At 45.8% G+C, this 23,649-nt stretch carries 16 protein-coding genes; 9 read left to right on the top strand and 7 right to left on the bottom strand.

Translation table 11 applies throughout. From position 1 onward, the window contains the following. Nucleotides 1–18 precede the first annotated feature (18 nt). The 3 genes from BQ9893_RS06480 to BQ9893_RS06470 all read right to left on the bottom strand — a co-directional run bounded on the left by BQ9893_RS06480 (nt 19) and on the right by BQ9893_RS06470 (nt 2,726). Nucleotides 19–831, bottom strand: coding sequence for an SDR family oxidoreductase (locus BQ9893_RS06480; protein ID WP_075965254.1), 813 nt, complete (start codon nt 829–831; stop codon nt 19–21). Between the two features lie 131 nt (nt 832–962). Then, nucleotides 963–2,018: a LacI family DNA-binding transcriptional regulator gene (locus BQ9893_RS06475; RefSeq protein WP_075965253.1), complete on the bottom strand. Its 1,056-nt coding sequence runs from the start codon at nt 2,016–2,018 to the stop codon at nt 963–965. 69 nt (nt 2,019–2,087) lie between these two features. After that, entirely contained in the window at nt 2,088–2,726 is a 639-nt protein-coding gene (locus BQ9893_RS06470) for a DUF7847 domain-containing protein (RefSeq protein WP_075965252.1), read from the bottom strand. A gap of 353 nt (nt 2,727–3,079) precedes the next feature. Between BQ9893_RS06470 and BQ9893_RS06465 the strand changes: the two genes are divergently transcribed. The 5 genes from BQ9893_RS06465 to BQ9893_RS06445 are packed head-to-tail and all read left to right on the top strand — an operon-like array spanning nt 3,080 to nt 10,486. Then, entirely contained in the window at nt 3,080–4,291 is a 1,212-nt protein-coding gene (locus tag BQ9893_RS06465) for an efflux RND transporter periplasmic adaptor subunit (protein WP_075965445.1), read from the top strand. A 33-nt stretch (nt 4,292–4,324) separates the two neighbouring features. Then, the gene (locus BQ9893_RS06460; protein ID WP_075965251.1) at nt 4,325–7,543 is read left to right on the top strand and encodes an efflux RND transporter permease subunit; all 3,219 of its coding nucleotides are present in this window, start codon (nt 4,325–4,327) and stop codon (nt 7,541–7,543) included. A 3-nt stretch (nt 7,544–7,546) separates the two neighbouring features. Next, the gene (locus BQ9893_RS06455) at nt 7,547–8,938 is read left to right on the top strand and encodes a TolC family protein (RefSeq protein ID WP_081415381.1); all 1,392 of its coding nucleotides are present in this window, start codon (nt 7,547–7,549) and stop codon (nt 8,936–8,938) included. A gap of 31 nt (nt 8,939–8,969) precedes the next feature. Next, complete coding sequence (gene lpxA, locus BQ9893_RS06450; protein WP_075965250.1) at nt 8,970–9,737, top strand: acyl-ACP--UDP-N-acetylglucosamine O-acyltransferase; 768 nt, start codon at nt 8,970–8,972, stop codon at nt 9,735–9,737. Between the two features lie 8 nt (nt 9,738–9,745). Further along, the gene (locus BQ9893_RS06445; RefSeq protein ID WP_075965249.1) at nt 9,746–10,486 is read left to right on the top strand and encodes a 3-keto-disaccharide hydrolase; all 741 of its coding nucleotides are present in this window, start codon (nt 9,746–9,748) and stop codon (nt 10,484–10,486) included. Between the two features lie 456 nt (nt 10,487–10,942). Here the strand turns inward: BQ9893_RS06445 and mdh are convergent, their stop codons facing one another. The 4 genes from mdh to BQ9893_RS06425 all read right to left on the bottom strand — a co-directional run bounded on the left by mdh (nt 10,943) and on the right by BQ9893_RS06425 (nt 14,350). Further along, nucleotides 10,943–11,884, bottom strand: coding sequence for a malate dehydrogenase (mdh, locus tag BQ9893_RS06440; protein WP_075965248.1), 942 nt, complete (start codon nt 11,882–11,884; stop codon nt 10,943–10,945). A 152-nt stretch (nt 11,885–12,036) separates the two neighbouring features. Then, nucleotides 12,037–13,221 (bottom strand): class I SAM-dependent rRNA methyltransferase, encoded by a 1,185-nt coding sequence (locus BQ9893_RS06435; protein WP_075965247.1) that lies wholly within the window; start codon nt 13,219–13,221, stop codon nt 12,037–12,039. Continuing rightward, nucleotides 13,221–13,802 (bottom strand): 3'-5' exonuclease, encoded by a 582-nt coding sequence (locus BQ9893_RS06430; protein ID WP_075965246.1) that lies wholly within the window; start codon nt 13,800–13,802, stop codon nt 13,221–13,223. The genes BQ9893_RS06435 and BQ9893_RS06430 overlap by 1 nt, the downstream gene beginning before the upstream one ends. After that, nucleotides 13,799–14,350, bottom strand: coding sequence for a DUF5063 domain-containing protein (locus tag BQ9893_RS06425; RefSeq protein WP_075965245.1), 552 nt, complete (start codon nt 14,348–14,350; stop codon nt 13,799–13,801). The genes BQ9893_RS06430 and BQ9893_RS06425 overlap by 4 nt, the downstream gene beginning before the upstream one ends. Nucleotides 14,351–14,507: 157 nt before the next feature. Here BQ9893_RS06425 and BQ9893_RS06420 point away from each other — a divergent pair, with 157 nt between their 5' ends. The 4 genes from BQ9893_RS06420 (at nt 14,508) to BQ9893_RS22010 (ending at nt 23,567) form a co-directional block, all read left to right on the top strand. Next, nucleotides 14,508–16,172: a helix-turn-helix domain-containing protein gene (locus BQ9893_RS06420; RefSeq protein ID WP_075965244.1), complete on the top strand. Its 1,665-nt coding sequence runs from the start codon at nt 14,508–14,510 to the stop codon at nt 16,170–16,172. A 133-nt stretch (nt 16,173–16,305) separates the two neighbouring features. Next, the gene (locus BQ9893_RS06415) at nt 16,306–19,275 is read left to right on the top strand and encodes a hypothetical protein (protein WP_139322569.1); all 2,970 of its coding nucleotides are present in this window, start codon (nt 16,306–16,308) and stop codon (nt 19,273–19,275) included. 24 nt (nt 19,276–19,299) lie between these two features. Beyond that, nucleotides 19,300–22,257, top strand: coding sequence for a hypothetical protein (locus BQ9893_RS06410; protein ID WP_075965242.1), 2,958 nt, complete (start codon nt 19,300–19,302; stop codon nt 22,255–22,257). An 8-nt stretch (nt 22,258–22,265) separates the two neighbouring features. Further along, nucleotides 22,266–23,567 (top strand): hypothetical protein, encoded by a 1,302-nt coding sequence (locus BQ9893_RS22010; protein ID WP_139322568.1) that lies wholly within the window; start codon nt 22,266–22,268, stop codon nt 23,565–23,567. Nucleotides 23,568–23,649: the final 82 nt, after the last annotated feature.

The following is a 23,649-nucleotide window of genomic DNA, read 5'->3' as shown; positions in this document are numbered from 1 at the left end:
CTTGTTTTTAAAGTGGAATTAAATAGAGAATGCATCAAAACCACCATCTACGATTGCGATTGTTCCGGTTACGAATTTGGATGCGTCGCTGATCAGATACTGAATTGTTCCAAACAATTCATCCGGTGTGCCCAGACGTCTGAACGGCGTGTGTGCAATAACAGATTCGGCACGCGGAGTGTAAGATCCGTCCGGATTTGTCATCAAAGTGCGGTTCTGTTCCGTCAGGAAGAATCCAGGAGCGATCGCATTTACACGTAAACCTTCTCCGAATTTGATTGCCAGTTCGCCTGCCAGGTATTTAGTCAGGTTGGAGATAGCTGCTTTTGCGGCACCGTAACCGACAACGCGAGTAAGAGGACGCAAGGCAGATTCGGAAGAGAAGTTGACGATAGCGCCTTCTTTCTGCTTGGCCATTACATCTGCAAATACCATTGTCGGGAGAACTGTTCCGAACAGGTTCAGATCTACCACTTTGCGGAATGCATCGATGTTCAGGTCGAATATCGTACTGTCCGGTCCGATAGTCGCACCTGCCATATTTCCTCCGGCTGCATTCAGCAACGCGTCGATACGACCGTATTTGGCCAGGATATCTTTTTTGTTTTGTTCCAGAATTTCTTGGTTTAATACGTCAGTCAGGAAGAAGCTTGCTTCTCCGCCTTTAGCTTTGATGTCGGCTACGATTTGTTCACCAACTTCGGCAGCACGGTCGAGAATGACGATTTTAGCTCCTTCTTCAGCCAGGTGGCCGGCAATGCCTCTGCCCAGGATTCCGGCTCCGCCGGTAATAATGACAACTTTGTCTTTAACGCAAAATAAATTAGCCATAATTTTATTTTTTAGATTGTGATAATTTCATTGTTACTATCTCATTGTGCTCGCGCACACTTCGGGCACAAAAGTATAGTATTTATTTATCAAACAAAAAGAAAATCGGGAAAAAATATCTTTTTATGTTTTCAAATATAATTGTTATAGTATTTGATATTCTCTTTCATTAGAATATCGATCGGCATATAATTGATCTGTTCGACCTTTTCCTTGAGGACCAGATGACGGAACAATGCCCGTATGCAATTGAAACCCTGTACTTCCGGCCGTTGGGCGATCAGATGGGTGATGGAGCCGTTATTCAGATAAGTGATATTCGGGTCAATCACATCATAGCCGATCAACCTGAATCTCTCTCCTTTGTCGCGGAAGTATTTTCCAAGTAAATGGGCACGGGAATTGAATATGATACCGGCGCTCACCTCCTTATGTTCTTCCAGAAAAGCATTCAGGATATTATTGTTCTTTTCCGGTTCGTCTGCATGCAAATGAATGGAATAGATGCGTCCGTCGTAGTTTTTCTCGGTCAGATAAGTTCTGAAGCCTTCTTCCCGCTTCATGACCTGGGTTATTTGCATTTCCCCTTTGCGGAAAAAACGGAAAATTGCAATGTCTTCGGCCGGGTTGATTTGTTCGTATAACAGTCGTCCGGCAATATATCCGGAATCGTACGAGTTAGTTCCGTAATAGGCCACGCAATTGGTGTTTTCAATAAAGGCGTCTATCAGAACGTAAGGTATCTGTAACTGATCCAGTCGGGATGTCAGCTTGATGACGCTGTCGTGGAATTGTGTTGCGATTACAACCCCTTGGCAATTGGTTGCTTCAATCCGGGGAATGAGCTCATCGAAGCTACTTTTGTCGTATTGGTTGAAACATATGCGTTCGACTTCTACGTTGTAGCTGAAAAGTTCCTGTTCAGCTTTGTCTATTCCTTCGCAAAGCTTATCCCAATATTCGCCTTTTGCAAAAGAAGGAATTAGTGTGATGAAATGATAGTTCTTTTTTAGTGCAAGGGAACGAGCTATCAGATTCGGGTGATAGTCTATTTCTTTTAAAACTTTTTCTACTTTTTTCTGTGCCTCCTCGGATACTTTACCACGATTGTGTAATATGCGGTCGACAGTTCCAGTCGAAACGCCGGACATCTCTGCAATGTCTTTGATTCTATATGTTTTTCCCATAGGTTGGAAAGCTATACAGCCCGCAGAATTTTTATTTTTGCGGGCTGTTGTCTGTTTTATTTATTTAATTTATTGTAGTTGTTGTACTTCCTCTTTAGAAATTGTATTTAATTTTCTGAACGTGTAGCACTGCATCATGTAGATAAGAGGGACTGCCACGAAAACTCCGACGAGGAACAGTATACAGCCGATAATCATGATGCCGATCATGACCAATGCCAAAAGGAGTAGAGGCATGGTTTGTCCTCGCGTCAACTCCCAGCTTTTTTGCAAGGATTCGATAATCCCGCAATCTTCTTCAACGATGAGAGCTGAGAAAAATTGCAAGCGGAGATATAGATAGATGCCTGGAATGATTAGAAACGCCAAGCCGATGCAGACTATGATACCGAACAAAATGCATGTAATGAAATACGTGATTATTTTGCGGGATTGTTGTCCATAAGCAGAAAATTGAGGTTCTTCTCCGTCAAGAGTCTGGAACAAATTCTTGATATACCCAAGCATGAAAGCGCATGAAATGAGCAGGCTGACTATATTGACAATGACTTGTCCGGTAATCGAACCTTGCGCCGGCATACCGAACAAGGAGACAATCATTGACAAGATGACAAATCCGATATACAGTCCTACCAGTACCCAAATCTGAGATTTTGTGTACTTCCAAGAAGTGCTGAACACTTCCGATATCATAAACTTTGGTTCCATATGAATTGATTATTTAGGTTATATAAGCCGTAAAATTAGAATAAATTATTGAATAAACAAATTTTTGTTTAAAAAAGTATGTTTCGAGTGTTTTTTCTGTCATGTTCAGTCAGATAGATCGGTCTGTATAAACAATTTTTTAGTATAAAAAGATTGTATAAACGAGAAAAGAACAATAAAAAGATTCTACATTTGTACTCTTTTATGAGGAATAGGCTACGAACCCATAAATTTTGAACAGCATCGTTATGGAATATTTACTATGGCGCAGTGGATCTCACCTGCTGCAATGTCTTTAACGGCCTTGCTAATGACTAAAAAAGAAATAGATAGAATATATATAAATAATGAATATGAATAAACAAATGTTGAGAACTACTATTACCCAATTAAGGCAAATAGCATTGTTTGCAGTAGGGGTATCTTTATTGACTGCTTGTGGAAACAGCCAAAGCGGTATGAAGTTAGGAGATAATGAATTTACTGTTCTTACTGTCAATTCGACAACGAGCGATCTGTCAACGTCCTATCCTGCTACGATCAGAGGAACGCAGGATATCGAGGTGCGTCCTCAGGTTTCAGGTTTTATTGTTAAGTTATGTGTGGATGAAGGAGCAACTGTACGTAAAGGGCAGGCTTTGTTCCAGATTGATCCTACCCAGTATGCAGCAGTGGTGGGACAGGCGAAAGCGGCAGTCGAGATGGCAAAAGCCAATGTTGCAACTCTGACGTTAACCGAAAAAAACAAAAAAGCTTTGTACGATCAGAAGATTATCAGTGATTTTGAGTACCAGACAGCAATCAATCAACTTATGTCTGCCAAGGCAAGTTTGGCACAAGCGGAGGCTTCTTTGGTAAGTGCGAATCAGAATCTGTCTTTCTGTACGGTGACAAGCCCGTCGAACGGTGTTGTCGGTACATTTCCATACCGTATCGGAAGTTTGGTCAGCCCTTCTGTATCACAACCGTTGACAACCGTATCTGAAATCAATGACGTGTATGTCTATTTCTCTATGACGGAGAAAGAGTTGTTGCGCCTGACAAGAGCCGGAGGCACTTTGAAGGAACAGTTGGAAAAGATGCCGGCAGTCCGTTTGCAGTTGTCTGACGGCACTACCTATCAGTCGGAAGGAAAGATCGATGCCGTTAGTGGCGTAATCGACCAGTCGACCGGGTCTGTCAGCATGCGTGCTGTTTTTCCGAATGACAAAAATATTCTGAGAAGCGGTGGTACAGGCAGTATTGTATTCCCGTACACGATGGATGGAATCATTATTGTCCCTCAGTCTGCTACTGTCGAAATTCAGGATAAGAAGTTTGTTTTCGTTTTGCAGGCGGATAATTCCGTGAAAAATACGGAGATTCAGATTTCCAATCTGGATGACGGAAAGAATTATCTGGTGACAAACGGTTTGAAATCCGGCGACAAAATTGTGATTGAAGGCGTACAGAACCTCCGTGACGGCCAGGTTATCGAGCCGATCACCCCGGAACAACAGAAAGCGAAATATGATCAAGCTTTGAAAGATCAGAACGAAGGTAATCTGAAAACCGCTTTTAATTAATAACTTCCATTTGTTCATTAACAAAGATAAAATATGAAATTAGATAGATTTATAAACCGCCCGGTGCTTTCAACGGTGATCTCCATCTTGATTGTCATACTGGGTATATTAGGCTTGCTGTCTTTGCCTATTACCCAATATCCGGATATCGCCCCTCCGACCGTTTCGGTGAGAGCTACTTATACGGGTGCAAACGCGCAAACAGTATTGAATAGTGTGATTGCGCCGTTGGAAGACCAGATCAACGGTGTGGAGAACATGATGTACATGACCTCTAATGCATCCAACAACGGATCTGCCGATATTTCCATTTATTTTAAGCAAGGAACCGATCCCGATATGGCTGCCGTAAACGTGCAGAACCGTGTTTCTATGGCGCAAGGTTTGCTGCCTGCCGAAGTAACCAAGATCGGTGTGACGACTCAGAAGCGTCAGAACTCCATGTTGGTCGTATTCTCACTCTATGATGCCGATGACCGTTACGACCAGCGATTTATCGAGAACTATGCCAAGATCAACTTGATCCCGGAAGTACAGCGTGTACCCGGTGTGGGGGATGCGAATGTGTTAGGAACCGACTATTCCATGCGTATCTGGTTGAAGCCGGATGTGATGGCACAGTATAAACTGGTTCCGAATGACGTCGCAGGTGTCTTGGCCGAGCAGAACGTGGAAGCCGCTCCGGGTTCGTTCGGAGAACAAGGAAATCAGAGTTTCCAGTATACGATTCGTTATAAGGGGCGTTTGCAGGAGGTAAACGAATTCGAAGACATGGTTGTAAAAGCCTTGCCGGATGGAGAAGTTCTCCGTATGAAAGATATTGCCAATATCGAATTAGGACGTCTGACTTATAGCTTTGTCAATAAAGTAAACGGTCATAATGCTGTAACCTGTATCGTTTATCAGATGGCAGGAACCAATGCGACGGAAACCATCAATAATATCCAGGACCTGCTGGAAGAAACAGAAAAGGTATTGCCTCCGGGCTTGAAGATAGATATCAGTATGAACGCCAACGATTTCTTGTATGCCTCTATTCACGAAGTGCTCAAAACGTTGATCGAAGCCTTCCTTTTGGTATTTATCGTTGTGTATATCTTTTTGCAGGATTTACGTTCAACTTTGATTCCGGCTATCGCGATTCCAGTTGCTTTGGTCGGTACGTTCTTCATGCTGTCGCTGATCGGCTTTAGTTTGAACTTGCTGACCCTTTGTGCTATGGTGCTTGCCATTGCGATTGTGGTCGATGATGCGATTGTGGTTGTCGAGGGTGTCCATGCCAAGCTGGATCAGGGATATAAATCGGCAAAACTGGCTTCTATCGATGCCATGAACGAGTTGGGTGGTGCTATCGTCTCCATCACGCTGGTCATGATGTCCGTATTTATCCCGGTAAGTTTCATGAGTGGTACGGCCGGTACTTTCTATCGCCAGTTCGGTTTGACGATGGCAATCGCGATCGGTTTGTCTGCATTGAACGCCTTGACGCTGAGTCCGGCTCTGTGTGCGATGTTCCTGAAGCCGCACACAGAAGGACATGAGAAGAAATCGACATTCGTTTCCCGTTTCCACACTTCTTTCAATGCCGCCTATGACTCTTTGCTGAATAGTTATAAAAAACGTGTCGTATTCTTTATTCAGAAAAAGTGGCTCTCGTTCGGTATCGTAGCCGGATGTATCGTCTTGCTCGTTGTTTTGATGAATGCCACTCCGACTGGTATGGTCCCGAATGAAGATACCGGTACGATCATGGGGGCGGTGACGTTGCCGCCGGGGACATCCCAGGAACGCACGATAGAAGTGATGAACAAGGTAGACAGTCTGATCGCGGCCGATCCGGCGGTCAAATCACGTACGGCCGTTATCGGTTTCAGCTTTATCGGTGGTCAAGGATCTTCTTACGGTTCATTCATTATCAAGCTGAAAGATTGGGAAGAACGTTCCATGATGCAAAGTTCGGATATCGTGTATGGCAGTTTGTTCATGCGTGCGCAAAAGATTGTGAAGGATGCGCAGGTGTTGTTCTTTACTCCGCCTATGATCCCGGGTTATTCCGCATCCAGCGATATCGAGTTGAACATGCAAGACAAGACCGGTGGAGATCTGGAAAAATTCTTTGACGTGACGAAGCAATATACAGCAGCTTTGACAGCCCGTCCTGAAATCAAATCGGCGCAGAGTACTTTTAACCCGAACTTCCCGCAGTATATGATTGATATCGATGCGGCAGCCTGTAAGAAAGTGGGTATCAGTCCGAGCGATATCCTGGCAACCATGCAAGGATATTATGGTGGTCTGTATGCCTCCAACTTCAACCGTTTCGGTAAGATGTACCGTGTGATGGTCCAGGCTGATCCGGCTTTGCGTACCAATCTGGAATCGTTGAAGAATATCAAAGTCCGCAATGGAAATGAAATGGCTCCGATTTCGCAGTTCGTATCTATTAAGAAAGTGTACGGCCCTGATATCATCAGCCGTTTCAATATGTATACATCCATCAAAGTGATGGTTGCCCCGGCAGACGGTTACACTAGCGGCCAGGCTTTGAAAGCGATCGAGGAAGTTGCCGGCACGACGCTTCCGACCGGCTTCGGATACGAGTTGGGAGGTATGGCTCGTGAAGAGGCTGAAACCAGTGGCAGCACGACCGGTTTGATCTTCCTGCTCTGTTTCATGTTTGTTTACTTGCTGCTGAGCGCCCAGTATGAAAGTTATATTCTGCCGTTGGCCGTATTGCTTTCCATTCCGTTCGGTTTGATGGGCAGCTTCTTGTTCGTACAGGGTTGGGCTGCTTTAGGCAATATCCCGGCTCTGAAGATGATCTTGGGAACGATGTCCAACAATATCTATATGCAGATCGCCTTGATCATGTTGGTTGGTCTGTTGGCGAAGAACGCTATCCTGATCGTAGAGTTTGCCCTTGACCGTCGCCGTATGGGTATGAGTATCACGTGGGCTGCCGTTTTAGGTGCCGCCGCCCGTTTGCGTCCTATCCTGATGACGTCATTGGCTATGGTTGTCGGTCTGTTGCCTATGATGTTTGCGTTCGGTGTAGGAGCTCATGGTAACCGTACTTTGGGTACTGCCGCTATCGGAGGTATGTTCATCGGTATGGTTTTCCAAATCTTTATCGTTCCGGTCCTGTTTGTGGTATTCCAATACCTGCAGGAGAAATTCAAACCTATCGAATGGGAAGATTTGGATAACAGCGATATGAATACGGAAATAGAACAGTACGCAAAAACAAAATAAGATATGACAATGAAGAAACAGATTATATATATGGTGTGTGCAACCGTTCTTTTGAGCAGTTGCCACATTTATAAAGCATATGACCGTCCGGATACGATCGAAACTTCCGGCATCTATCGTGATCCGGTATCTGCGACCGATACGTTGGTCGAAACAGATACAACCAATATGGGAAATTTGCCTTGGAAGGACGTTTTCCGTGATTCGAAATTGCAGGCCTTGATCGAAGAAGGGTTGGCGAATAATGTGGATATGCAAGCCGCTATCCTGCGGGTAGAGGAGGCTAAGTTATTGTTGACTTCCGCCCGCCTGTCTTTCCTTCCTTCGCTGAATTTAGCTCTCCAAGGTTCCGCTACGACGATCGGCAACTCTGACTACGCAAAGGCTTATACCTTGCCGGCTGTAGCCAGTTGGGAAGTGGATTTGTTCGGTAAGCTGTTGAATGCGAGCCGTGGGCAGAAAGCAGCTTACCGGCAGAGCCAGTATACACAGCAAGCGATACGTTCGCAGCTGATCGGGGGGATCGCCAATGCCTACTTCACTTTGTTGATGTTGGACCGCCAGGTGGAGATTACTTCCAAGACGGTGGATATCTACAAAGAGAACGTACGGGTTATGGAGGCAATGAAGGTCGCCGGTATGACAACAGAAGCTGCTGTTGTCCAGATGCGTGCCGTGTTCCATCAAGTGTCAGGTTCGTTGATCGAACTGAAACGCCAGGTACGCGAAGTGGAGAACTCTTTATCCGTATTGCTCGCGAAAGCTCCGCAACATATCGATCGCAGTACGCTTGAAGACCAGGTAATGCCGGAAGAGTTGATGGCCGGTGTCCCTTTGCAATTGTTGGAAAATCGTCCGGATGTGAAAGTGGCTGAAATGACATTGGCCAGTGCTTATTATACGACCAACAAGGCTCGTGCCGCCTTTTATCCGGGGCTCAATATTACGGCGACTGCCGGTTGGACGAACGGGTCTGGAATTACGATTTCCAATCCGGGACAATTTATGTTCCAGGCTTTGGCTTCGTTGGCACAGCCTATCTTTAACAATGGCAAGCTGGTGGCTAATCTAAAGATATCAAAAGCAGAAGAAGAGATTGCCAAGATGAAATACCAACAGACTATTCTGGAAGCGGGAAAGGAAGTGAGCAATGCTTTGCATCTCTATGATGCGACTAATAGGAAGCTTGTCCAGGATCAGGCCCAGATAGAAGAGTTGGAAAAGGCGGTTGCTTATACCAATGCCTTGTTCCAGTCTGGACAGTCCACTTATCTGGAAATTCTTTCTGCCCAGCAAAGCTTGCTCAGTGCGCAGTTGACGGAAGTTTCCGACAATGTTCAGCGTATGCAAGCTGTTATCAATTTGTATAGCGCCATAGGTGGCGGAAGAGAGTAAAAAGCAATTGTTAATTTAAAAAGAGATTATTATGATTAGTCCGTTAGCTTATGTAGATGCAAGCGCGAAATTGGGAGCGAACGTAACCGTCCATCCGTTTGCATACATTGATAAGAATGTGGAAATAGGTGATGACTGCGAGATCATGCCTTACGCCAGTATCATGAGTGGAACCCGTATGGGAAAGAGAAACTGTGTCTTCAATGGCGCCGTTATCGCTGCTGAGCCGCAGGATTTTAATTACAAAGGAGGCGATACGATTGTCGAAATCGGGGATGACAATGTGATCCGTGAAAATGTGGTGATTAATCGTGCGACCACCGCAGCCGGTAAAACATATATCGGCAATGGAAATTTCCTTCATGAAGGAGTTCATGTTTCTCACGACACGCATATCAGTAACCATAGCGTCTTCGGATACGGGAGCAAGATTTCCGGCAATTGTATGATTGAAGATTATGTGATTTTCGGGGGTAACGTATTGGTGAGCCAGGGATGCCGTGTCGGAACTTGGTCGATGACGCAGACCGGTTGCCGTTTCCGTAAGGACATTCCTCCTTATATCGTGGCAGCATTGGAACCTACGACCTATTACGGGGTGAACTCCTTTATCCTGTCTCATGAAGGTGTGAGCGAAAAGATAATCAAACATATCAGCCATGCTTACCGTATCATCTATCAAGGTAACGCCAGCATATTCGATGCCTTGCTGATGATTAAGGATCAGGTGCCGATGAGTGACGAGATCCAGCATATTATTGACTTTATCAATGCTTCAAAGTTGGGAATCATCAAATAAAATGTAACATGAAAAACTTATTTAAATCATTTGTGGTCCTTTTGGCAGTTATGGCAGCTGTTCCTTCTTTTGCGCAGAAAGCGAATAATACGCTGACAGAAAAAGAGAAGAAACAAGGGTGGACTTTGTTGTTTAACGGGAAAGATTTTACTGGTTGGAGACAATGCAACAATACCGAAATGGCTCCGAACTGGGTAATCGAAGATGAAGCGATGAAAGTCTTTACCGCTCCGGGTAAGAAACCTGGACATGGTGCAGGAGGCGATATCCTGTATAAGGAAAAGAAGTTCAAGAACTTTGAATTGTCTGTAGATTGGAAAACCAGTAAGATGGGAAATTCAGGTATTTTCTATTACGTGCGTGAAGTTCCGGGCAAACCGATCTATTATGCTGCTCCCGAAGTGCAGGTCTTGGATAATGTGGATGCTACCGACAATAAGTTGGCAAATCACCTTGCCGGTTCTTTGTATGATATGCTCCCGGCCGATCCGAAGACGGTGAAACCTGCCGGAGAATGGAATACGATCGTGATCAAAGTAAAGGATGGCAAAGTAACGCATACCCAGAACGGTAAAAAGGTTGTTCAGTATACCTTGTGGAGTAAAGAATGGGATGATATGGTTGCTAACAGCAAGTTCAAGGATTTCCAGGGTTTCCAGGAAGGCATTTCCCATGAAGGGTATATCGGTTTGCAGGATCATGGTTATCCTATCTGGTTCCGCAATATCAAGATTCGGGAATTGAAGTAAATTATAGTTTAAATGTGATAATGCAAATTGCCGTCACCTTGGTATGCAATATTTTCATCGTTAATATTTTAATGGGTGAATGGTAGTGGTAAAAGTGGCTTCACCGCTTACCGTTTGCCTTCATCAGAAATCAAGTCGACTTCGGAAGATTTTATTTTAAGTGACAATGGGCATGCTCTGTTGCCAAACAGCTTGGTCATAGACCTTTCGCTCTTAGTCGAAAAGCAAAAGAGTGGCCTTCTTGTTCTCAAAATCAGGGCGAGACAGGGTGAGGGTAGATTTTTGAGGTGAAGGCAGTCCGGATGTCTGCCTTCACTCCTGTGTGATATGATAATCAAAAGGTGTCATGGGGGGTGAAGCTGAATTGGAAATCCATGTTTAAGAAAGTGTATAAAAGAAAGAGGATAGCCCCGAAGGACTATCCTCTTTCTATATTATCAAACCTTTTTTCGATTATTAAAGAGCTCCGACTTCTTTCAAAGCTTCGTTTGTTTTGTGAACGGCTGCTGCGCTCTTGGCGAAGAGTTCTTTTTCTTCAGCTGTCAATTCCAGTTCGACGATCTTTTCGATACCGTTCTTACCAAGGATAACAGGGACACCGATGCAAAGATCAGACTCTCCATATTCACCTTCCAGATAAACAGAACAAGGAACCATCTTCTTCTGGTTGTGGATGATAGATTCAACAACATAAGCTCCTGCTGCACCCGGTGCATACCAAGCGGAAGTACCTAACAACTTAGTCAATGTAGCGCCGCCGACCATAGTAGAAGCGACAACTTCCTGCAATTTTTCAGTGCTCAACAGCTTGCTGACGGGAGTACCTTTGTAAGTAGCCAGACGAGCTAACGGAATCATAGTCGTGTCGCCGTGACCACCGATTACCATGCCTTCGACTTCGTTGGCGTTGCAACCTAAAGCCTGAGACAGGAAGTATTTGAAACGAGAGCTATCCAATGCACCGCCCATACCGATGATACGGTTTTTCGGCAGACCCAAAGACTTCAATGACAGGTAAGTCATTGTATCCATCGGGTTGGAGATTACTACCAGGATTGCATTCGGAGAATATTTCAGGATGTTCTGAGCCACGCTCTTAACGATACCAGCGTTAACACCGATCAGTTCTTCACGAGTCATACCCGGTTTACGGGGAATACCGGAAGTGATGACAACAACGTCTGAGTTAGCTGTTTTTTCGTAGTCGTTTGTGCAACCTGTAACTGTCGTATCGAAACCAAGCAGTTGAGCAGTCTGCATCATATCCATTGCTTTACCTTCGGAAACACCTTCCTTAACGTCAAGCATTACAACTTCGTCTGCCACTTCATTGAAGGCAAGAACATTTGCACAAGTAGCACCTACATTACCGGCGCCAACAACTGTTACTTTAGACATAATAATAAGTTTTATATGTTTTACTTATAATGATACTTCTATCTTTCTAAAAAGTGAGACAAAGGTACAACCTATTACGAAATAAAGAAATATTTCCGTATATATTTTGTGTCTACCTTTATTAAATATCACTAATGGATTTATGATTTGTCTCACTCCACATAAAGAACCAATCCCTTCAAATATTCCCCTTCCGGGTGATAAATGTTGACCGGATGGTCAGCCGGTTGTGTCAGTTGGTGCAGGATGCGTACGCTACGTCCGGACTGGGCGGCGGCGCTGAACACGGCCAGGCGGAAGTTCTCCTTGCTTACCACCTGCGAGCAGGAGAAGGTGAACAGGATACCTCCCGGCTTGATCTTTTCGAAAGCGATGGCGTTCAGTTTGCGGTAACCCTGTAAAGCGTTGCGCAACACATTCTTATGTTTGGCGAAAGCGGGTGGGTCCAGGATGATCAGGTCGTAGTTGTTTCCCATCTTTTCGAGATATTTGAAAGCATCTTCCGCATAAGCCTCGTGGCGCGGATCGCCCGGAAAGTTCAGTTCCACGTTCTTGTTGGTCAGCGAGATCGCTTTGGCTGAGCTGTCGACTGAGTGAACGACTTTGGCTCCTCCGCGCATGGCGTAGAACGAGAATCCGCCGGTATAGCAGAACATGTTCAGTACGGAACGCCCTTTGGCATAGCGTTCCAGCAACGAGCGGTTTTCGCGTTGGTCAACAAAGAACCCCGTCTTTTGTCCCTTTTGCCAGTCGACACAGAATTTCAAGCCGTTTTCAAGGGCGATGTCTTCCACTTCGCCACCGTACAGGTAGCCGTTTTCGCTGCCTAAGTTGGCCTTATAAGGCAAGGTCGCTTCCGATTTGTAATAGATGTTCTGTAAAGAATCTCCCAACACGGCTTTCAGGGCCTCGGCAATCTGGTGACGGGCGTAGTGCATGCCGACAGAATGAGCCTGCATGACGGCGGTGTGGGCATACATGTCGATGACCAGTCCCGGCAGATTATCTCCTTCGCCGTGCACCAACCGGTATGTGTTGTTGTTCTCTACTCCGGCAAGCATCAGTGCCTGACGCAGTTCGTAAGCCATGCGGATGCGTTCTTCCCAGAATGCGGTCTCGATCGTGACCGGTTTGAAAGATAAGATGCGTACGGCAATACTGCCTATCTGATAATGTCCGATACCCAGGAAACGCCCGTTTGTGCCGTAAACTTCTACCAAGTCGCCTTCTTCAGGTTCGCCTTCGATCGTCTGGATAGCGCCGGAGAATACCCACGGATGGAAACGCAACAGCGATTCCTCTTTTTTCGGTTTGAGAAATACTTTACACTCCTTCATTATATCTGTTTCAATTGATTGTATATTTTCAGGCAGGCCCATGCGTCGAGGGCTGCATATTTTTTCTGTGCGTCGCTGAGGACATCGGCCTCCCAGTTGCTTAGACGCTGTCCTTTCGATATCTTCTTGTTGAAGAGGATGGCGTATATCTTTTGCAGGCTGGCGTCTTCGATGCCGAATTGCCCGACATAATTCTGCAAGTCCAGGAAGTTAGCGGGCTGTATATCCTTGCGTCTTCGCATTGCCCCGAAATCGTCGCGCAGCGAAAGGCCTATTTTCAGTACCTTTTCGTTTGCCAGAAATTCTTCGAGCACATCCGGAATGTCGATCCGGTTCAGGCGGAACAGGAAACAAGCCTCATCAGTCGAAATCTGCATAAGCGATATTTTGAAGCGTTGCCCCTTTTTGAAGCTTGGGCGGGTTTCCGTGTCAAACCCGACAGACTGGAACTCGGAGAGGTAGCTGATTGCTTTCTCCGCATCCTTCAATGTGTCGATCACGATGATTCGTCCGGTAAATTCCTCTAAGGGAAGTTCGGATATTGCCTCTTTTGTTATCGAATGTGTATATTGTTGTATCATTCTTCTTCCTCTTCTTCGGTTTCTAAAAGCTCTTCTTCGCTGTATCTCACGGCATGGAGTGCTTTTAATGCGTTCAATAATTGTTGTCCCCAGAACTCGCGGAAGTTTCTGCGGCACAAAACGATTGCCTCGAGCATCACATCTTCGTTGCCCTGGCGGAACAGGGAGATGAAATTACCCGTATCCTGATAAACGTCGGCCAGATTCTCCGAGATAAAAGCAGCTATCGGCGTGTCGCTATATTGCATGTCCGGATGGAACGTATCGAGGTAGGAGTCTTTCTCTCCGAGCAGTCCGGCAATCCGGTTGCGGATCGATTCGTACATGCCTTCCGTGACAGTCAGCTCCGGTTCTGCATCTTCATCCTCTTCCGCTTCGGGTAAAAGGGTGGCTTTCAGATAAAGCAAAGGCAATATCTTGACAGCCTTATCCAAAAAGTCGAAAAGACCGCTATTACCGGCATTCTCGACAAACGTACAAAATTCCAGTGCAACAGTAACAAATTCCAGTGTGTTGCGTTCGTATATCGGGTTATTCTCTTTTTCCATGCTAATTATCTTAGTAGATATCTTGCGTTTATAACTTGCAAAAGTAACAAATATATTTCGATAGTTTGGGCATGTCTGTGTCTTTTTCGGATTTTTAGAAACATGGAGGCGGATTTTGTGTACATTTGCGGTGAAAAAGACAACGGTCTGATTTTTGATGAAACATTCTATTTGTACATATATTATTTTGTCTTTGCTTTTCACGTTTATGCCGTGTGGCAAAGTTGTCGCTGAAGAATCTGAACGTCAACCTGATTCGATTGAGATCTTAAAAAGGAATGCTCGGAAAAGCGAGCTGCCCGAAGATTGGGAAAAAGTAATCGAAATGGCAAATGCCAGGCATGACACGGCTGATCTGGGATTGGCTTACGTCTCTTATTTTCAGTCTTTGAACAATATGAACCGTGACGAAGGTTTTATGACGGATGTATATCCGGCCTTGACTTTCCTTTCCGATACGAAGCAGTACGACTATTATTTTGCTTTGTACAATATGCTTGTAAATCGGTTGTTTTCGCATCGTTTCTATCAAAAAGCGCAGGATGAGGCGGCAGATATGTATTTGCAGGCAAAAAAACTGCAACAACCTCTCGGTATGGCGATGGCACTCAGGGTACAGGGGCAAATCTATTATAAACTTAACTTGTATGACAAAGCATACGCGTCTTTGCAAGAGGGACGGGAAATATGCCCTTCCTATCAGGAGAACCTGAACACGTTCATGACGGCTCAAAGTTTGTGCGAATGGTTGATTATGACTTGCATAAAGACGGAAGCATTCGAGGAGTTGTTACCGCTTGCCGATCACTACGGAGACATGCTGGCCTACTGGAATGAAAAAGGTTGGTATGATCCGAGCGGGCATTGTCCGGTCACTTATCATTCTTTACGTTCCATCGCATTTCTGAAGGTTGACCGTGTGTCGGAGGCGCAGGATTGTCTTGAAAAGGCTCGGGAATATATGCGTCCGGAGTTCCCTGCCCGGGCGTATGAGCATTTTTATGAAGCTTGTTATATGTATATGTATGAAAAAGGAGAATATAAGGAGGCGATTGCCCAAGTCGATACGTTGATGGAAACGCATCGGGATTACTTCCCTTTCTTATTGGACGATATGTTGGTCAAGGCGGAACTGTTGTCGTTGGACGGGCAGTCTCATGAAAGCATCAGGCTTTACAGAAATTATATTTCGGCAAGCGACTCGATCGCCAAGATAGATATCGCCCGTCAGATAGAGGAGCTCCGCATACAGCATCAGGTAGAAAAGATGGAACAGGAAAACCGGCAAAAAACGAGATATCTGCAATTGTCTCTTGTCATTATCATGCTGATTGCTCTTCTTTTCTCTTTATCGGTCCTTTATGCGAAGAAACTGAATATCAAAAATCGCGTGCTTGTGGACCAGTTGGAAGAGCATGACAAGTGGGTAAGCAACTTTTTGCCGTTATCGGAAAAACGGAAGGAACAGTCTGTCGAGGATGTATCGGCCGAAGTCATGCGGCAACTAAACCTGTACATGACGAACGAACGTCCTTATCGGAATCCGGCTTTGGATAGGAAAGAACTTGCCAAGGCGCTTCTGGTCAGCGAACGAATATTGGCAAACTCTATACGGGAAAAGAACGGACAGACCGTGTTGGAATATATCACCATGTTTCGACTCGAAAATGCCAGACGTCTTCTTGCCTTGGAAGAATCGGTTACAGTAAAGGAAATTGCGGAACAGTGTGGATTTGGGACGTTGCGAACCTTTCAACGTTCTTTCAGGGACAAATACGGCATGCCTCCTTCCCAATACCGGAATATTGCCATTGGTAAGTAAAAGTATTGAAAATCACATATTTTACTGATGAATACAAATTTGTCATATCCTGTGATCTGAATTGTCGCTATCTTTCGTTGCTATTTTTGGATCAGCCTGAATACTTTTGTCAGGAAATTCTTAATGTGCTTATATGGGAAAGATGAGTCGATTGTTGTTTTTGTTCGGAATATTCAGTGTGTTGTTTTCCGCTTGCCAGGAGGATGGGCCTCAACCCGTGCTTCCCGAAGGTGAGGACTTCTACGAAGGTCCCCAAAAGCTGATCACTCTTCAACAAGAGACGGAAGATTTCCATTATGCAAAGTTTGTCTGTGCCATCAGTACGGAAGATGGCACCGTTATTTCACGGCAAGGAGAACATCTGCGTCTGGATGGCAAATCTATTCTTACGTTCGATGTCGGATTGAAGGCAGGCATTTATCGTTTGCTTTATCTGAAGGCTCCGGTGACGACAGTCGGGTCGGACACGACTTGGTGCGAATACGGATTGGGATGCCGGGTGGAAATATCGGAAACAGATACGGTAAAGGTTCTTGATTTCTATAGTAAGGCAATGAAATTGTCCGGTAGCGGGACAGAGGATGATCCTTTTATCATATCCAGTTCCGATCATTTGAAACGAATTCGGAACGTGGCGAACGATCAGGCCAAGAACAATCTTCTGTTGGTCAAAACTCATTTTCTGCAAACGGCAGACATAGACATGGACAAGGCATCGTGGGACAGTGACCACGAGTTTGGATGGCTTGCGATCGGCAATCTGCCGAACAATCCCTTTCGCGGTATTTATGACGGAAACGGTTATGCGATCAGAAATCTTTGGGCTAAACGAGAAAATTCGGCCGGTATTGCTTTGTTTGGTTATACGGAGAAGGCCGTCTTCAAAAATATCAGGATGGAAAATCCTCGTATGGAGGGCAATTTTGCGGTCGGATCGATAGTCGGAGGTGCCGTATCGGCAGGAGACAGCCGTGACAAGACTGCGCTTTTCAGTTGTATGACCAGTGGAGGATATGTCATGGCTAGCAAAGGAAGTGTCGGTGCCGGCGGGCTGGTCGGAGAAGTAGACACGTATGGAATGATCTTGCTGGATAGTTGCGTTAACGTGAGTACTGCGGTGTCCGGAGCATACGGCATAGGAGGTTTGTTGGGAGCCGGCTCGCTGTATTCACAATCTTATCTGCAACAGTGTGAGAACCATGCGGCTGTGACTTCCGACTATACCGGCGCCGGCGGATTGGTTGGTTCGGCAGATTCCCTTTTTGTTTTGGGATGCATGAATACCGGTGATGTTACGGGAGCGAAAGCCTATGACGGAGCGGATGAAGCCAATGGAGGTTTTGGCACCGGAGGTATTGCCGGAGGAACGGGAATGTCTTATATTTACGCCAGTACCAATAAAGGAAATATCAACGGCTATATCGGTGTGGGAGGAATCATCGGAAGTACCCGGTTGGGAACCGAGGACCTTCTTTTCAATAATACGTTGGTGAAATCATGCCGGAACACCGGCTGTGTCGGTGGAGAATCGGCGATAGGCGGCATTTGCGGTGAAGCCCAGTTCGGTGGTTATGCCGTATATAACACAGGTGATGTAGTCGCTTATGCGTGTGATTCGTATGTAGGTGGTATCGTCGGCAATTCGTCGGTCGCCGTGGTTCATAATGCGTTGAATGCAGGAAAAGTGTCCGGACAAAACGTGGAGAGTGCCGGAGGTGTGGTCGGCAAGACAACTTGGGGTGCCATCTTCGCCACGCAGAATTTCGGAGATATGGACGTGAAGGCCCATTATGCAGGCGGTATTGTCGGGTTGGCAGGCAACTATACGATGGTCAATTATTGCTGTAATGCAGGTTTTGTATTGAACCGAGGAGAAGGGCCGACCGGAGGTTTGATCGGTGAGATTGGCGACCCGAAAGAATGGTCGGCAATGAACATCGTGAGTTGTGTCTTGGGCAGTGTCGAGTGTGTGTTGGGAATCTTAGGACCCGTCATAGCTGTGACAGGAGGTGCGTTGGAAAAGGCGACTTCGACGGCTGGAAAAGCATTTGGCAAACTGGTTCATGTTTTGCATATCGCGGAGACAGGATTAGACTGGGCGCTCATGGTCACCGATAAGGTGTTGCTTCGGGTTGGCATTGCCGAGATGTTGACAGAGAAGGAAACGGAACTTTTGCAAGTATCTCTCGATGCGAAAGTGACCGAGATCGATGCGTCTGTCAAAACGGACATGGAAAGTTTGCGGAAAGGATTCAGTTTGGCTTCCGGTTTGTTGCCTTCCGGTTTGAATGCTGGGATAGCACCTGTCTACATGGATAACTTGGGTAAGGTGCTGACTTTCTATGAAGCCTCGGACGATAATAATTCCATAATTAATTATAATATAAACAAGAAGAGGGAAGAGCGATATGACAAGATCGAAGAGAGCAAGCATATACAAGAGATCGTGCAAAAAGTAATAGCTGGAACTTGTATTTGTGTGGCAGCCACGGCCGCAGTTGCTTCCGGATTTGTTACTGCCGGAACTTCGACTGCCATCGCTCTTACGGCCCTCGGATCCGTCGCTACCATTATCGGAGGGACGAACGCTGTCATAGAAGGGGCGACGGATTATCAAAACAATGCAGTCATCGTCTCGCAATGTGTCAATATGGGAAAAGTGAAAGCTGACGATTCCGATCGTGTCGGAGGAATAGCCGGCCACTTGCAACAATATTGCCTTATCAAAGACTGCCTCAATGCCGGATCTTACGAAGGCGATTCCGGCAAGAACGGAGGAATTGTCGGTCGAGGCGATTCCAGATACGAAATAGACCGGTGTTTAAGCGTCGGTAGCGGATGGGGCGATCCTATGGATCACAGCAGTGGAGATTTTCCGGATAAATCCGGACTCTATTATTACGATGTGCTCTATCCGTCGTTAGATGATAATAACTTTAACCATATGAAGGCACTTTCCGTTGAAGAATTGAAAAATCCGGAAAGTTATGAGGACTGGGATATCAACGGTACCGCTTCCGTTTGGCATGTGACGGAAAGTACCGGATATTTCCCGGTCCCTTACCACTCGGAAATGGAAGAAGCGATTGAAGAAGAAAATTGATAATGTATAGGGCGTGTAGAGAGTATGAAGAAAACAAATATTCATGTGATCGGACTGTTTATGGTCTTGGTTGCTTTTTGGGGGACAAGTTGTGGTGACGATGAGTTGTACAGGTCGAACGGATTGGGCTCCAGTTTGAAGGAAAGCGACAATTTCAAGTTGAGTACGTTTACTTTGGAAAAGGGAGTTTGGGATGTCCCCGATACGACCGGACAAATCAAGATATATTTACAGTCCCATACGGATAATTCCACGCGGGAATATGATGTCGATGTGCAGAATAACGGATCGGATTTTTCTTTCTGTATCTATATCCCGAAGGATGAACGGATACCGGATAGCGATTACGACCTGACGGCATTTTTCATGAACGGGATACGATTGGGAACTAAGTTGAAAGTCACTTTCCGGGATGAAATGCTACATGGAGTTTTGGCCTCTGTTGTCGAATATTCTTTGAAAGGCGAGGGCACGTCTGATGATCCTTATCTGATCGGTTCGAAAGAAGATTTCGATACTTTTGAATATGATTTGAGCCGGGATTCCATCGAACATGCTGCCGGCCGTTATTTTCGTCAGACTACCGATTTCGAGGTTCCGCCTCGTAGCGACGTTTACGAAGGACGCTATTATGCCGGCTATTTGTTTGCCGGGTCGTATGATGGTTCCGGACATTGTGTTATGCTTCCGTATATCGGCTCGCAGGAAGATGATGACAATTCGATCGGGCTTTTCAAAGTTTTATGCAAGGGTGCAGAGATCAAGAACCTTGTTGTTAAACCTCGTATGCAGGGAATCAAATCCAAAGGCGGGGCATTGGCCGGCGTTTCGCAGGATTCCGTGTCGATAACGAATGTGACCGTCGACGGGAGCATTACGGGATGCGGCGATTGTATAGGCGGCTTTATTGGATATGCGACCGGTAGTTTGATTATCAAGGACTGTCGTCTTTTTGCAGAAATCAATGGCAAAAACAAGATCGGTGGACTGGTTGGTTGTATGGAGAACGGCTTGTTGACGGTGAACGGCTTTTCCAATTTGAGGGAAGATTACTCTCCGTATCTTTTTACGGTCAATGCGCAAGAGTGGAGTGCTGGTGGCATAGCCGGGGCGATCGTGAATGGCGGTTGCCAGTTGAACGATATCACCTTTCAGCATTCTATTTCCGAGGAAGACATCAATCTAAAAGTCATCTATGCCGGTTCCGGACAGGCAGGAGGCATCGCCGGGGATGTGAAGATCAGCCGCCCAAGTTCTTTGCGTGGGGTTAAGATATTAGCTCCTGTCCGGTCTGAACAGAATGAAGTGGGAGGATTGATGGGCAAGGTCGATTTGTCGGCCGATCTGGACGTCCAAGTTTGTACTGTCGGCTCTTTGGTGAAAGGAAAGGAGTCTATTGGAGGATTCTTTGGAACACTCCATAGCAATAACCACTTGGTGTTGGACGGAAGAGATAAAGCAAACCGTGTCGTGCAGGTAGACAATGGCTATATCGCCATCGAAGGCATAAAATATGTCGGAGGCATGTTTGGTTATCTGGAAGGCGATATTCAGGCGAAATCTGTCAGTCTGATAAATGCCGATGTTACTGCTGGCGAGCATTTTGGAGGAGGCGTTGCCGGAAAGCAATATAAAAACACGCTGGAAGGAGCAGCCTTTTCGCTTGATGCGAATATGCGCGTACAGGGTGCCGATGCTATTGGTGGATTAGTCGGTTTTGCAGAATGGAGTACTATAAAGGGATATTTGTCGGATGATATAAGTTTCTCTTCTTTACCGGCTGCCGATGGTTTTAGAAGTAATTTCGCCGGGACGGTTTCTTCCGGGCGGAAAGGAAATGACGGTGAAGGCGGCGATGGTACTTCCATGGGCGGAATCGTCGGATATGCTTTGGATACCTATCTGGAGGGACTATGTGCGACGGGAAAGGTTTTCGGACGTGAAAAGGTCGGTGGGATTGTCGGGCATCTGCGCAATAAAACTCGCGGACATGTCAGAAATTGTGTCGGTAATACGGCTGCAGTTAAAAATTCACAAGGTGTTCATACCGGTGGCATCATTGGACGGTTGAGTGTGGCGGCCGGTTCGTATGACCATCTGGTCAATTACGGAAATGTGGAGGGTGGCAATCTTACCGGTGGAATTGTCGGTTATATAGAATTTGAGAGTTCGCCTTCCGATTTCAAGTTGGACTATGCCGTGAATATAGGGAACATCAGTGGCGGGCAAGTGGTCGGCGGTTGTGTCGGTTTTTTGGTTCATGATAAGAGCATCCAACATACCATTTCCAATTCTGCCAATTATGGAAAGATCGTCAATTCGGGAGATAACGGGAACATCGGTGGCATCATCGGGCAAGGAGACGCTTCTCGCATGGCTGTCATGTATTGTGCCAACCACGGCGAGATAGCCGGCGGAAACGGTGCTTCTAAAGTCGGTGGCATCGCCGGAAGGTTAGGAAAAGATCCGGGAGGAGCCGGTTTTACGATCGGAGAAAACATGGAAATGGGTTATTGTTGTAACCGGGGAGCAATCTCGTCCGGCAACAACGACTCGCATGTCGGAGGGCTTTTGGGCTATCAGGAAGAAGGTAACGATTATGATGATCAACATTGGATGACTCATGATTGCTACAATACAGGGACTGTCACTTCCGACCAACACGATGACAATGGCGGTATTATCGGTTGTGTAGACCACTACGCCGAAGTGGTCAGATGCATCAATATCGGCGATGTATTACACGGTAACGGAGTGGTCGGAACACACCACGGGAGTATCTGGCACCATCATAACCTGTACTATCTGAAAGAATCCGGCGATGGCTGGTGTGCCGACTCTTTCACGGAGAACAAAAAGAAAGAGAAGAACACGTTCAGCGGTTTCAATTTCGATAACGATTGGGCCATAGATGATAACGACACGATGAACGACGGGTTCCCTTATTTGAGAAAGTGCCCGTTCCAGTCTATTTATAAATGAAATTTTCCATGAAACAAAAAAGAATGAAATCACTCTTTTTCACCGTATTTTTGTATACGGCTTTTATCGCTTGTTCCGATGAGGGCGGTAAGGATGAGAACGGAACAGTCAATCCGAAAGAACAGTGGAGTGCCACATTGAAAGGTGATGGCGAGGTTTTGGGAGCCTATCCAGATTTGTTCAGCAATTATTGGGAATATACGTATGATATGACCGATTATCCGGATGTGGCTCTACGGATAAAAGGGCAATATCCTCACGCCCGCTATTTCAGTTTCTCGTTTTATAATGATGAAACAGGCTCTGCCATTGGTGGTATCAATGATTATGAGATGACATCGGACCCGGGCGATGATAATCCCTTTGTGGTGACATCGTCGAAGGACAATTATTTCACTCTATACGTCGTTCCGGCTTCCATGGAAGAGTCGAAGATCGCGAAGCTTCCTTCGAAGAACGTTCGCAAAGTGACAGCAGGTGTCAGACGGCTTGCTATTTGCATCCGGCATTATCTTGGAACGGATGTTAACGGAGTAAAAGATGAATATGGAGGAGTCGAGTTGCCTCTGATAACAGGTGTGGATATACATTCGCTGAAAGAAATGCCAGCTCCAGAACGCACCCGGTCGAATATCGATAAAGTGACAGGCAAAACCTTTACCCAAAAGTCTGACGACAATCGCGACGTTCCGTTTTTCTTAGCTCCGCGAAGCGAATATTACCCGAACAACTCAACCAGCTATCTTTATGGACGTACTCGCCTGAAAACTGATTCTGTGTTGATATTCAGTTTTATTCCGGTTCCGATTCCTCAGAAAGTGGAAGAATATGAAAATGCCAAGGCCCGTTATTGGTCTATCTGCCTTGGTTCTGCGTCCAACACTCGTTCTTACTACTCCGTCTATGACAAGGAAGCAAACGTAGAGGAAGGCGAAAAAACGACTTTTATCATCTGCCGGAAGCAAAATCCCAGATTGGAGGAAATAAAAGTAAAAATCGAAGCCTTGAATAAATTAGGTGGACATTGGAACCTCTTTGTTTGGGATAGCGAGAAAATCGATATAGATGGAAAACCACTCGGCGATGTCTTTACCATCATGTATCGTAACATCTTGCCGGACAAAGACTGGGAACATTCCATCGCCCGGATGACACCCACGAATTATGCCGATGCGGAAGGCGAACCGGTGGATAAAGTGACGGAGCCGGAAAAACAATTAGCACATAAAATGCTGAAAGATTACGGGCCATACGGGTTCAAGTATGCCACAAGTGATTTTCTGAGTAATGATTTCCATGTAAAACAGTAGTTCCCGACCGGGTAAAAATCAAACGAACCTTAAGAATTTGGGAAAGTCTTGTTGCGTTTCTCATGTAAAACTTGAATTATTC

Source organism: Parabacteroides massiliensis (assembly GCF_900155425.1).
Taxonomy (GTDB): domain Bacteria; phylum Bacteroidota; class Bacteroidia; order Bacteroidales; family Tannerellaceae; genus Parabacteroides; species Parabacteroides massiliensis.
The sequence above is the reverse complement of the archived record's forward strand: the minus strand, read 5'-3'. Positions and strand labels throughout refer to the sequence as shown.